Here is a 12,252-nt window from a genome sequence, read left to right on the forward strand (position 1 = left end):
AGGCCGCGACCGCGCGCAATCTTCCATCTTGTCACGGAACACACGGCCTGCATCGCAAGTCTTTGCGCGTTCCCCCTTTTTGTGCGAGTTTACAAAGCAACGGACACAAAAAAGGCCACGGCAGGTGTGGCCTTTTTACCAACAGGTGATTTTTTTGGAAGGACCGGGGCGCAGCTTTCACCCCACCCACCGGGGGTGGGGTTGCTCAGGCAAATGCCCGGTTGCTGATGCGCGGCGGAAGTTCCCGACCTCGGCCACTGGCCGACGCGCGGCGCGGGGTCGGCGCCACCACGGCCGGCTTTTTACCGGCGGGCAGGCCATGTACAGGCACCGGGCCCATGTCGATGTCCGGATGGCGGGTGTGGCAAAAGAAGTTGAGCGCCGGGTGCTGCGCCTGCTGCCAGCGTGCCGGGCCGCTGTCGATGTCGAAGGCCATCACCCGGTGCAGCAGGTTGCCCGCGTGGGCCAGGGGAATGAAGCCCGTGGCAGGAAACAGGTCTTCGAACAGCAGTTGCTCATAGTGCCGGTCGATGGGGGCGCGGCCTGCAGCAATCGCCTGCTCGATGCCCTGGCGCTCGCAGTATTGGAAGGCGGCCTTGATGAGCACCGTCTTCACCAAGCGGCCCATGGTGCCGCCAACGATGCCCAGGCGGGTCACTTCGGCCAGGTGCATGCCGTCCATCCATGCTGGCAGCTCCACCGACTGCTCCACGCTCAGGGCGCGAAAGCGGTTGCTCTGGATGCGCGCAGTACCCAAGGGAGAGCCGTCGAGCTTGGACTCGGCCAGCAGCACCACGACCCCGTCCTCATAGTCCGTGGCCTCGGGCTCCTGCAGTTGGTGTGCCAGGTCGGGCACATGGCGCGCATAGGCCGCGTGGCGGATGTGCACGGCCTTGCGCAGGTCGGCCTCGTTCCTGACCAGGCGCACCCAGAAGGGCAGGCGTTCTTCCTTGGTGGCCAGGCGGTTGAGCGCGTCCATGCGCGTGGGCCGCAAGGCAGTGCGCGCCTCGAGCTCCTTGGATGCCACGCCAAAGGCCCGCGACGGCAGCGGCGGATGCACACGCACGGTGGGGGCGGGAGCTGTGGCGATGGACTCAAACATGATCGGGCCTCGGTGACAAGAAAAAATTGGCAAATAGCGCAATTCCACTGTAGAGGCGGCTCCGGTTTTCTTGAGTCGGGGCGGGGATGGAAACCCTGTCTCTTTTTTTCGGACAGGCCTGGTGCGCAGTTGCCTGACAGGCCTGTCTCCCTGGCGGGTAGTGGCGTGTCTCTCTGGGATCGATGGAGTTCGAAGCCTTGTATGCTTGGCCGCACGCATCCGCGAACAGACCCTGGCGCGACACCTGGGCGTGCCACCCATGGCGCGCAACCGCATCGTGACGCGGGTGCGCAGGGCGCAGGGGGTCGTAGGCCTGTCCTACACCGGGCCAATGGGCCGTCCTATCCGGGCCGCGCGCCATGGCGCATAGATTGGGGTTCTGGACACACCACCATGGAGGACCCCATGCCCCAGACCCGTTGGAGCGCCAAGCGCGAACGCCAGTACAGCCACATCAAGGACAGCCTGCTCGAGCGCGGCAAGAGCGAGCGCACGGCCGAGCAAGTTGCCGCGCGCACCGTGAACAAGGAACGCGCGCAGCACGGCGAGGCCGAGAAGGCCAACCCCAAGACCCTGAAGGACACACCCGCCCCGGTACGCGGCGGCCAGCGCTCGCACCAAGGCGCGCAGGGCCGCACGCGCGAGCAGCTCTATGAAGACGCCAAACGCAAGGGCATCAAAGGCCGCTCGAAGATGAACAAGGCGCAGTTGGAGAAGGCTGTAGGCCGCTAACCCTCGAACTGCGGGTGCAGCTGGCGGATGCGGTTCATCGCCATGCCCGCCGCCGCCGTGCGCGTCTCCACGCCGAGCTTGGCGAACACGCGCTCCAGGTGCTTCTTGACGGTGGCCGGGCTGGCGCCCAGGATGTCCCCGATGTCGCGGTTGATCTTGCCCTTGACCACCCAGTACAGCACCTCGGCCTCGCGCGCGGTGAGCTTGAAGGACAGGCTCATGGATTCGATGATCTTCGCGTCGGACACCTCGCGCATCACGATCAGCCAGTCGCCGCCGCCCTCGCTGTCGCCGGCCTGCTGGTGCAGGCGGAAGGTCAGGCGGCGCGCTCCCTGGTCGATGGCCAGGCGCGGCGGCTCGGCCTGGGCATGGGCCAGCAGTTCGGCGGCGTTCTCGGCCAGCACGTGGCGGCGCAGCCAGGCCTGCACCTGCTCGGGCGCCCAGGGGCTGGCCTCGCCGAAATAGGCCTTGAGCAGCTCGCGCGCCAGCGGCGTCTGCCAGACGATGCGCCCGTCCACCGCGCGCACGGTGATGCTGGCATAACCGAAGGCGTCGAGCGCATTGCGCGCCTCGCGTGCCTGGCTGGCATCTGCCCGCGCCTTGCGCGCGGCGCCCAGGTGCACGCCCATGCGCGCCATCACTTCGCGCGGCTTGATGGGCTTGGTGACGTAGTCCACCCCGCCCGCCTCGAGCGCGGCCACCAGGTGCTCGGTCTCGGTCAGGCCGGTCATGAAGATGATGGGGATGTGCGCAGTCAGGGGCGATGCCTTCAGGCGGCGAGCCACCTCGAAGCCGTCCATGCCGGGCATCATGGCGTCGAGCAGCACGATGTCGGGCAGGGCCTGGGCGGCGCGCTGCAGCGCGGCCTCGCCGTGCATGGCCACGAGCACGGTGTAGCCCGATTCGTCGAGCGCATCGTGCAGCACGGCCAGGTTGTCGGGCACGTCATCGACGATGAGCACGACGTCGCTGTCACCCCGGTCGAGTGTGTCGCCGGGGGAGGATGCGGCCAGGGGGCCGTGGTTGGGTGCTGCGGTGTTCACGGTGGTGCCTGCTCAAGTATCTGCCCCATGGCATCGAACTGGAACTGCCGGGCCAGGCCGCGCATGGTGTGCACGAAGGCGCCATGCGCGGGCTGGTGGCGTTCGATCTCTTCCAGGGCGTTGAGGATGCCACGGTAGTAGCCCAGCGACACGGCCTGCGACAGCGCGGCCAGGGCGCCGGGGTCGGGGTAGGTCAGCGGCCCGCTGGCGGCCCCGGCATCGGGCGCGGCCAGCACCGGGGCGGGGGCCTGTGCTTCGCCGAGCCACTGCAGCGCCAGGCGCCGCTCCAGCCAGTCGAGCAGCTCGCTGTGGCGCACCGGCTTGACGATGAAGTCCTCTGGGCGGATGTCCACGTCGTTGTCGAGCGCCTTGTCAAAAGCATTCGCCGAGACGATGGCGCAATGCACATCGGCAAGATGCATCTGCCGCACGCGCCGCATGGTCTCCCACCCGTCGATGCCGGGCATGGCCAGGTCCATGAAGAGGGCGTGCGGGCGGTAGCCGGTGGCCAGCAGGTCGAGCGCGTCGTGGCCGCTGGCGGCCTGGCGCAGCTCGAAGCCCAGGGGTTCGAGCAGTTGCACCAGCAGCTCGCGGTCGGGCTCTTCGTTGTCGACCACGAGGATGCGGCGGCGCTCGCCGGCGTAGCCCTTGCGCACCCGCTGCACCCGCGCCAGCGGCACTGCGGCGGCCTTGCCCAGGGCATCGGCATGCACCTCGGGCAGGAACAGCTTGACGTGGAACACCGAGCCCAGGCCGGGCTCGCTGGTGACGGTGAGCTCGCCGCCCATGAGCGCGGTGAGCATCTTGGCAATGGTCAGGCCCAGGCCGGCACCGGGCGTGGCGGCCACGGCCCCTGCGCTGCCGCCACGCGCGAAGGGCTCGAAGATGCGCTCGATCTCGTCGGCACTCAGGCCCGGCCCCGTGTCCTGCACGTCGATGCGCGCGATTTCGCGGGCATAGCGCACGCGCAGCGTGACGCGGCCGTGGGCGGTGAACTTGACGGCGTTGCCCAGCAGGTTGATGAGAATCTGGCGCAGGCGCTTTTCGTCGGCGCGCACCACCTCGGGGATGACGCCCTGCACGTCGAACTGGAAGGCCAGGCCCTTGGCGGCGGCCTGCAGCTCAAACAGGCTGGCCATCTCGTGCAGGCCATCGGCAAAGCGCATGGGCGTGACGTCGAGGGTGAGCTTGCCCGATTCGATGCGCGCGATGTCCAGCGTGCCCTCGATCAGCGACAACAGGTGCTCACCGCCGCGGCGGATGACGTGCACGGCCTGCTTGCGGTGTGGGGGCACGCCGGCGTCCTCGCCCATCAGCTGGGCATAGCCCAGGATGGAGTTGAGCGGGGTGCGGATCTCGTGGCTGATGGCGCTGATGTAGCGGCTCTTGGCCTGGTTGGCCTGGTCGGCGGCGCGCTGGGCTTCCTCGGCCACCTGGCGCGCCTGCTCGGCCACGCTGCGGGCGTTCTGCAGGGCCTCGTCGGTCTGGCGGTGCAGCTCGATCTCGCGCACCAGCAAGCCGGTCTGGCGGTTCGATTCCTCCTGCGCCACCTGGCGGCTCTTGTGCGCCAGCACCAGCCACCAGGCGACGATGCCGGAGATGACCAGCAGCGCCAGGTAGGCCTTGAGCAGGCCCGAGCGCAGCGCCACCTCGGGAGCGGCCAGCACCTCGGTGTCGGTCATGGCCTGGGCGATGGTGTTGAGCTCCTGGTGGTACAGCAGCCCCATGACGGAGGCCAGGAGCGGCCCAATCACCAGCATCAGCAGCAGGAAGTGGCCCAGACCCGTATCCAGGTAGCGCCAGATGGCGCGCGGCAGCACCCAGCGCAGGGCCGACGACCACTGCACCGCCATGCTCGCATGGGGTTTGCACAGGTCGCCGCAGCGCGCGTCGAGCGTGCAGCACAGCGAGCAGATGCCGCCGCCGTAGGCGGGGCACTGGGCCATGTCGGGCGCCTCGTACTCGCGCTCGCAGACCACGCAGCGCTGCACGGAGTAGCGCAGGGCGCCGCCCAGGTCGGCCGCCACCTGGCCGCTGACCGGGCCATGCATGGGCACGGCCTGCAGATCCGCCAGGGCCGGCGCCTCAGAGCGGCGCGCGATGTAGTAGCGCCCCCCGGTGGCCCAGGCAATGAGCGGCGCGGTGACGAAGGCCACCGCCATGGCGATCACGGCCGAGAAGGCCTGCGGCAGCGGGCCGAACAGGCCCAGGTGGGAGCTGATGGACAGCACGGAGGCCAACGCCATGGAGCCCACGCCCACGGGGTTGATGTCGTACAGGTGTGCGCGCTTGAACTCGATGCCCTTGGGCGACAGGCCCAGGGGCTTGTTGACGACCAGGTCGGCCACCACCGACATGATCCAGGCGATGGCGATGTTGGAGTACAGGCCCAGCACCTCGCCCATGGCGCGAAACACGTTCATCTCCATCAGCATGAAGGCGATGAGGGTGTTGAACACCACCCACACCACGCGCCCCGGGTGGCTGTGCGTGAGGCGCGAGAAGAAGTTGGACCAGGCCAGCGAGCCCGCGTAGGCGTTGGTGACGTTGATCTTCATCTGCGAGACCACCACGAACAGCGCCGTGGCCGCCACCGCCCAACCGTAGTGCGGGAACACGTATTCGTAGGCCACCAGGTACATCTGGTTGGGGTCTACCGCGCGGTCGGCCGGCACCATGTGGGTAAGGGCCAGGTAGGCCAGCAGTGCGCCGCCCAGCATCTTGAGCACTCCCAGCACCACCCAGCCGGGCCCGCCGGCCAGCACCCCCAGCCACCAGCGCCCGCGCGTGGCCGGCGTGCTCGCCGGCATGAAGCGCAGGTAGTCGGCCTGCTCCCCCATCTGGGTAATGAGCGCAATGCCGACCGTGAGTGCTGCACCAAACAAGGGCAATTGAAAGGTAGTGCCGCGCCCGGATTCACCACCATAGTGCGATATGCCCAAGAACGCACCAGGATCGTGCGTAATGACATAGACGAAGGGCACCACCAGCATCACCAGCCACAGCGGCTGGCTCCACACCTGCAGCCGGCTGATGGCCGAGACGCCGTGGGTGACCAGCGGAATCACCACCACGGCGCAGATCAGGTAGCCCCAGGTGGGCGGGATGTCGAGCGCCAGCTCGAGCGCATAGGCCATGACGGCCGCCTCGAGCGCGAAGAAGATGAAGGTGAAGGAGGCGTAGATCAGCGAGGTGAGGGTGGAGCCGATGTAGCCGAAGCCCGCGCCGCGCGTGAGCAGGTCCATGTCCACCCCGTAGCGGGCGGCGTAGACGCTGATGGGCAGGCCCGCCAGGAAAATGATGAGCCCTGTGGCGACGATGGCCCAGAAGGCGTTGACGAAGCCGTACTGCACCAGCAGCGTGGCGCCCACGGCCTCCAGGATCAGGAAGGAGGCCGCGCCGAAGGCGGTGTTGGCCACGCGCCATTCGGACCACTTGCGAAAGCGCTGGGGCGTGTAGCGCAGCGCGTAGTCTTCCATGGTCTCGGTGGCCACCCAACTGTTGTAGTCGCGCCGGACCTTGACGACCTGCTGCGGGGCCTGGGCGTCCACATCCATGCCAGGCGCTGCCGTGCCCGCTTCGGAAGGCGCGATGGTGGCAGCGGTGGGGGAAGGCATGGGGCGGGAGTGGCGGCGGGCGGCAGTCCCTTTGCTGGTGCAGTTTCCATGCCACTGGCGCCACCCCAAGCAAGGCAGATGCGCCAATCGACGTATGGCCGGCACGGGGCTTGCTCACTATGATGGTGCGGACCAGGGCGAGCCCTTGCTCCAGCGCACGGCATGGCACCGCTCTATCCGATCACCACACCACCAAGACCATGGAACTCACCCCCCGCGAAAAGGACAAGCTGCTGATCTTCACCGCGGCCCTGCTGGCCGAGCGCCGCAAGGCGCGGGGCCTGAAGCTGAATTACCCCGAGGCCATGGCGCTGATCAGCGCCGCCGTGATGGAGGGCGCGCGCGACGGCAAGACCGTGGCCCAGCTCATGAGCGAGGGGCGCACGGTGCTGACCCGCGCCGACGTGATGGACGGCATCGCCGAGATGATCCCCGACATCCAGGTCGAGGCCACCTTTCCCGACGGGACCAAGCTGGTCACCGTGCACCAACCCATCGTCTAAGCAGCACTTTCCGGAGATTTAATCCATGCGCGCATCACGCACCCGCACCCTTGCCCTCATCGCCCTGGCCACGCTGGCCACGGCCGCCAGCGCCCATACCGATGGCGGCGCGCACGCGCACAGCGACTTCTTCAGCGGCTTCACCCACCCGCTGTTCGGGCTGGACCACCTGGCCGCCATGGTGGCCGTGGGCCTGTGGAGCGCGCTGGCCGCGCGCCGCGCCGGGCCCGAGCTGCTGTGGGGCCCGCTGGGCTTTGCCAGCCTGCTGCTGGTGGGCGCGGTGATGGGCCTGCAGGGTGTGGCCCTGCCGGCGGTGGAGCCGATGATCGCTGCCTCGCTGCTGGCCACGGGGCTGCTGGTGGCGTCGCGCCTGCGCGTGCCGGGCCTGGCGGCGGCACTGGGCGTGGGCGTGTTCGCGCTGTTCCACGGCCTGGCCCACGGCTACGAACTGGCCGGCAGCGACAGCGCCTGGCAGACCCTGGCCGGCATGCTGTGCGCCACGGTGCTGCTGCACTGCGCGGGCCTGGCTGCGGGCTGGGCGCTGCGCCACCGCACCGTGTGGCTGACCCGCGCGGCCGGTGCCGGCGTGGCCGCCCTGGGCGGCGCCATGCTGCTGCAACTGGCCTGACCCCTCCCTTTTCATCAGACAAGGACACGCCACCATGATCCCAGGCGAACTGCTGATCGACGCGGGTGAACACGCCCTGAACCCCGGGCGCCGCACGCTGACCGTGCTGGTGCGCAACACGGCGGACCGGCCCATCCAGGTCGGTTCGCACTACCACTTTGCCGAGACCAACGGCGCCCTGGGCTTCGACCGCGAGGCTGCGCGCGGCATGCGGCTGAACATCGCCTCGGGCACGGCCGTGCGCTTCGAGCCCGGGCAGGAGCGCACCGTGGAGCTGGTGGACTATGCGGGCGACCGCACGGTGTACGGCTTTCGCGGGCTGGTGCAGGGGCCGCTGTGATGCAGCGCCCTGCCCTTTTCTCCACCCCCCTTTCCAGCCCCGCGCCGGGCACCAGCAAAAGGTTTTGAACCATGGCAACCATTGGACGACGCGCCTATGCGGAGATGTTCGGCCCCACCGTGGGTGACCGCGTGCGCCTGGCCGACACCGACCTGATCGCCGAGGTGGAGGCGGACTACACCCTGCGCGCCGGAGGCTACGGCGAAGAGGTGAAGTTCGGCGGCGGCAAGACCATCCGCGACGGCATGGCGCAAAGCCAGCGCACGCGCGACGGCGGCGCCGTGGACACTGTGCTGACCAATGCGCTCATCATCGACCACACGGGCATCGTGAAGGCGGACATCGGCCTCAAGGGCGGGCGCATCGTGGCCATCGGCAAGGCCGGCAACCCCGATACGCAGACGGGGGTGGACATCATCATCGGCCCGGGCACCGAGGTCATCAGCTGCGAGGGCAACATCGTCACCGCGGGCGGCATCGACAGCCACATCCACTTCATCTGCCCACAACAGATCGAGGAGGCCCTGGCCTCGGGCGTGACCACCATGCTGGGCGGCGGCACGGGCCCGGCCACGGGCACGCTGGCCACCACCAGCACATCCGGCACCTGGAACATGGAGCGCATGCTGCAGTCGGCCGATGCCTTTCCGATGAACCTGGGCTTTCTGGGCAAGGGCAATGCCAGCCTGCCGGCGCCGCTGCGCGAGCAGATCGAGGCGGGAGCCATTGGCCTGAAGCTGCACGAGGACTGGGGCACGACGCCCGCGGCCATCAGCAACTGCCTGGATGTGGCTGAAGAGACGGACACGCAGGTCGCCATCCACAGCGACACGCTCAATGAATCCGGCTTTGTCGAGAACACCATCGCCGCCGTGGGCGGGCGCGGTATCTGCGCCTTCCACACCGAAGGCGCGGGCGGCGGCCATGCGCCGGACATCCTGCGCGTGGTGGGCGAGGCGAACTTTTTGCCCTCGTCCACCAACCCGACCATGCCCTACACGGTGAACACGCTGGACGAGCATGTGGACATGCTCATGGTGTGCCACCACCTCGATGCCGGCATCGCCGAGGACCTGGCCTTTGCCGAGAGCCGCATCCGCAAGGAGACCATCGCGGCCGAAGACATCCTGCACGACCTGGGCGCCATCAGCATGATGAGCAGCGACAGCCAGGCCATGGGCCGGGTGGGCGAGGTGATCCTGCGCACCTGGCAGACGGCGCACAAGATGAAGGCGCAGCGCGGCTCGCTCGACGGCGACAGCGCGCGCAACGACAACACGCGCATCAAGCGCTATGTGGCCAAGTACACCATCAACCCGGCCATCGCGCACGGCATCAGCCACGAGGTGGGCTCCATCGAGGTCGGCAAGTGGGCCGACATCGTGATCTGGAAACCGGCCTTCTTCGGCGTGAAGCCGGCGCTGATCTTGAAGGGCGGCTTCATCGCCATGGCGGCCATGGGCGACCCGAATGCCTCCATCCCCACGCCGCAGCCGGTGCACTACCGGCCGATGTTCGGTGCCTTCGGCGGTGCCATCGCGCGCACCTCGCTGACCTTCGTCTCGCAGGCGGGGCTCAATGCAGGCATCGGCGAGCGCTTCGGCCTGGCCAAGACGCTGGTCGCCGTGCGCAACATCCGCGGCGTGCGCAAGCAGCACATGGTGCACAACCACTACACGCCGCGCATGGAGGTGGACGCACAGACCTACACGGTGCGCGCCGACGGCCAGTTGCTGACCTGCGAGCCGGCCACGCTGCTGCCCATGGCGCAGCGCTATTTCCTCTTTTGAACCGACACCGCACCCTTATTTGATCCGATGATCCAGGCCTCCAAACTCATTGCCCAGGGCCGCGGCCTGGCCCCCGTGCTGCTCAAGCGCGCCACCACGGTGGAGCTCGACTGGGACGTGCGCCAGAAAAGCCGCTTTTCGGCCACCGACTCTGCCGGGCGCGAGCTGGGCGTCTTCCTGCCCCGTGGCACGGTGGTGCGCGGCGGCGATGTACTGGTGGCCGAAGACGGCTCGCTGGTGCGCGTGCTGGCGGCCCCGCAGGCGGTGCTCTACATCACCCACTGCAAGAACCACGGCACACCGTTCGACCTGACGCGCGCCGCCTACCACCTGGGCAACCGCCACGTGCCCATCGAGCTGCAGCCCGACCACCTCAAGATCGAGCCCGATCACGTGCTGGCCGACATGCTGCGCGCCATGCACCTGATCGTGCACGCCAGGGACATGGCCTTCGAGCCCGAGGGCGGCGCCTATGCGGCGGGGCATGGCGGCGGGCACGGCCACCACGGCCATGACCATGGCGACCATGGCCATGCGCAAGAAGGGCACGGTGCACACGCTGGGCACGCACACGATCACCCCCATGACCATGACCATGACCATGACCATGACCATGACCATGACCATGGCGACGGCCACGGCCACGGCCACGGTCATGCCCACTGAGCGGCCCGCCGCCCGGCACCGCCAGCAGCGAGGATCACCACCATGATGCGCGAGCCCCCGGCCCCCACCGCCCTGCCCGCAGCCAGCCTGCTGCAGCTGATCTGGCTGGCCTCGCCCGCGCTGCCGGTGGGCGGCTTCTCGTATTCCGAAGGGCTGGAAAGCGCCATCGAGTCGGCCGGCGTCGCATCCGAAGCGGCCGTGGCCGCCTGGCTGCTGGACCAGCTGCACATCACCCAGGCGCGCGGCGACATGGCCGTGGTCGCCCAGGCCGTGGGTGCGTGGCGCCAGGGCGACATGGCGCACGTGCGCGAGCTCAACGACTGGGTGCTGCACACGCGCGAGACCAGCGAGCTGCGCCTGCAGACCGAGCAGATGGGCCGCTCGCTGGCCGACTGGCTGCGCAACCAGCACCAGGGCGACACGGCGTGCATGCCGACGGTGCAGGCCCTGGCCGCCCTGCCGCCCACCTACCCCGTGGCCTTCGCGCTGGCAGCATCCACCACCGAGGCATCGGGCCACGATGTGCTGCTGGCCTTTGCCTTCGGCTGGGCCGAGAACATGGTGCAGGCCGCCCTCAAGTCCATGCCGCTGGGCCAGAGCGCCGGCCAGCGCATCCTGGCAAAGCTCGCCCAGGCCATACCCGATGCCGCCACCCATGCGCTGGCGCTGCCCGACGGCGAGCGCCAGGCTTTTTCACCCATGCTGGCCATCCTGTCGGCCCGGCACGAAACCCAGTATTCACGCCTTTTCAGATCATGACCACCACCAGCCCCCTGCACCACATCCCTCGCCGCACCAAGCACCTGCCCCCGCTGCGCGTGGGCATCGGCGGCCCCGTCGGCTCGGGCAAGACCACCCTGCTCGAAATGCTGTGCAAGGCCATGCGCGACGACTACGACCTGATCGCCATCACCAACGACATCTACACCAAGGAAGACCAGCGCCTGCTGACCGTGAGCGGCGCCCTGCCCGCCGAGCGCATCCTGGGCGTGGAGACCGGCGGCTGCCCGCACACGGCGATCCGAGAGGACGCGTCGATCAACCTCGAAGCCATCGACCGCATGCTCGAGCAGTTCCCGGATGCGGACGTGGTCTTCGTCGAGAGCGGCGGCGACAACCTGGCCGCCACCTTCAGCCCCGAGCTGTCGGACCTGACCATCTACGTGATCGACGTCGCTGCCGGCGAAAAGATCCCGCGCAAAGGCGGCCCCGGCATCACCAAGAGCGACCTGTTCATCATCAACAAGACCGACCTGGCGCCGCACGTGGGCGCCGACCTGTCGGTGATGGAGTCCGACACCGTGCGCATGCGCACCACGCCCCAGGGCCTGCGCCCCTTCGTGAAGACCAACCTGAAAACCCTCGCGGGCCTGGCCGAGGTGGTGCGCTTCATCGAGACCAAAGGCATGCTGACCAAAGCGACCTCTGCGGCCGGCTAGAATACGCGCCTTCCCTCCCGGAGACTTGGGTGAGTGGTTTAAACCAGCAGTCTTGAAAACTGCCGACGGGCAACCGTCCGTGAGTTCGAATCTCACAGTCTCCGCCAGATAGCTAGAAGACAAGCGCCTCACGAGGCGCTTTTGTTTTTTGCGCTTTGTTTGCACCCTGGCGCGGAATTGACTGAACTGGCGCAGTTCGACAAGCCTTGAACATGCAGGCCACCACTGGACCTGATGGTGCGCCATGCCTGATGGTGCGCCATGGCATCGACCGCCAGGTTCCTCAATGGAAAGGCCGCCTCTAACGCAGGGTGCGCCCACCTGGGGCTGAGGAGCGTGCGCGGCAGAAGGAGCATCGGCTGCAACGCCCGACAAACCGGTCTCGCCGGGTA

General features: G+C 68.3%; 12 protein-coding genes and 1 tRNA gene. 10 read left to right on the top strand and 3 right to left on the bottom strand.

What is annotated here, in order from left to right; translation table 11 throughout:
• Positions 1-205: 205 nt before the first annotated feature.
• Complete coding sequence (locus ASE31_RS09985; RefSeq protein ID WP_057201495.1) at positions 206-1,102, bottom strand: hypothetical protein; 897 nt, start codon at positions 1,100-1,102, stop codon at positions 206-208.
• Positions 1,103-1,307: 205 nt separating this feature from the next.
• On the opposite strand from ASE31_RS09985, the gene ASE31_RS32530 reads away from it, so the two are divergent.
• The gene (locus tag ASE31_RS32530) at positions 1,308-1,472 is read left to right on the top strand and encodes a hypothetical protein (RefSeq protein WP_157412444.1); all 165 of its coding nucleotides are present in this window, start codon (positions 1,308-1,310) and stop codon (positions 1,470-1,472) included.
• A gap of 35 nt (positions 1,473-1,507) precedes the next feature.
• A complete protein-coding gene (locus ASE31_RS09990) occupies positions 1,508-1,834 on the top strand; it encodes a hypothetical protein (protein ID WP_057201531.1) in 327 nt (108 codons plus the stop codon).
• Here the strand turns inward: ASE31_RS09990 and ASE31_RS09995 are convergent.
• Both ASE31_RS09995 and ASE31_RS10000 read right to left on the bottom strand, forming a co-directional pair.
• On the bottom strand, positions 1,831-2,877 hold the full coding sequence (locus ASE31_RS09995) for a response regulator (protein WP_235514382.1): 1,047 nt from the start codon (positions 2,875-2,877) through the stop codon (positions 1,831-1,833). The two genes, ASE31_RS09990 and ASE31_RS09995, sit on opposite strands and share 4 nt — an antisense overlap.
• Positions 2,874-6,494 (bottom strand): ATP-binding protein, encoded by a 3,621-nt coding sequence (locus ASE31_RS10000; RefSeq protein ID WP_057201496.1) that lies wholly within the window; start codon positions 6,492-6,494, stop codon positions 2,874-2,876. Before ASE31_RS10000 ends, ASE31_RS09995 begins: the two co-directional genes overlap by 4 nt.
• A 200-nt stretch (positions 6,495-6,694) precedes the next feature.
• Between ASE31_RS10000 and ASE31_RS10005 the strand changes: the two genes are divergently transcribed.
• From ASE31_RS10005 to ASE31_RS10040, 8 genes are all read left to right on the top strand, one after another.
• Positions 6,695-6,997, top strand: coding sequence for an urease subunit gamma (locus ASE31_RS10005; RefSeq protein ID WP_055399013.1), 303 nt, complete (start codon positions 6,695-6,697; stop codon positions 6,995-6,997).
• Between the two features lie 25 nt (positions 6,998-7,022).
• The gene (locus ASE31_RS10010; protein WP_057201497.1) at positions 7,023-7,625 is read left to right on the top strand and encodes a HupE/UreJ family protein; all 603 of its coding nucleotides are present in this window, start codon (positions 7,023-7,025) and stop codon (positions 7,623-7,625) included.
• 34 nt (positions 7,626-7,659) lie between these two features.
• Positions 7,660-7,965, top strand: coding sequence for an urease subunit beta (locus ASE31_RS10015; protein ID WP_057201498.1), 306 nt, complete (start codon positions 7,660-7,662; stop codon positions 7,963-7,965).
• A gap of 71 nt (positions 7,966-8,036) precedes the next feature.
• Complete coding sequence (gene ureC, locus ASE31_RS10020) at positions 8,037-9,755, top strand: urease subunit alpha (RefSeq protein ID WP_057201499.1); 1,719 nt, start codon at positions 8,037-8,039, stop codon at positions 9,753-9,755.
• A gap of 27 nt (positions 9,756-9,782) precedes the next feature.
• Positions 9,783-10,421, top strand: a complete 639-nt coding sequence (gene ureE / locus ASE31_RS10025; RefSeq protein WP_057201500.1) for an urease accessory protein UreE — start codon at positions 9,783-9,785, stop codon at positions 10,419-10,421.
• Between the two features lie 42 nt (positions 10,422-10,463).
• Complete coding sequence (locus ASE31_RS10030; RefSeq protein WP_057201501.1) at positions 10,464-11,180, top strand: urease accessory protein UreF; 717 nt, start codon at positions 10,464-10,466, stop codon at positions 11,178-11,180.
• The gene (gene ureG, locus ASE31_RS10035) at positions 11,177-11,860 is read left to right on the top strand and encodes an urease accessory protein UreG (RefSeq protein ID WP_057201502.1); all 684 of its coding nucleotides are present in this window, start codon (positions 11,177-11,179) and stop codon (positions 11,858-11,860) included. The genes ASE31_RS10030 and ureG overlap by 4 nt, the downstream gene beginning before the upstream one ends.
• 19 nt (positions 11,861-11,879) lie before the next feature.
• A tRNA-Ser gene (locus tag ASE31_RS10040) sits at positions 11,880-11,967 on the top strand.
• Positions 11,968-12,252: the final 285 nt, after the last annotated feature.

Origin of the sequence: Acidovorax sp. Root217 (assembly GCF_001428645.1) — a bacterium.
Lineage (GTDB): Bacteria > Pseudomonadota > Gammaproteobacteria > Burkholderiales > Burkholderiaceae_C > Acidovorax.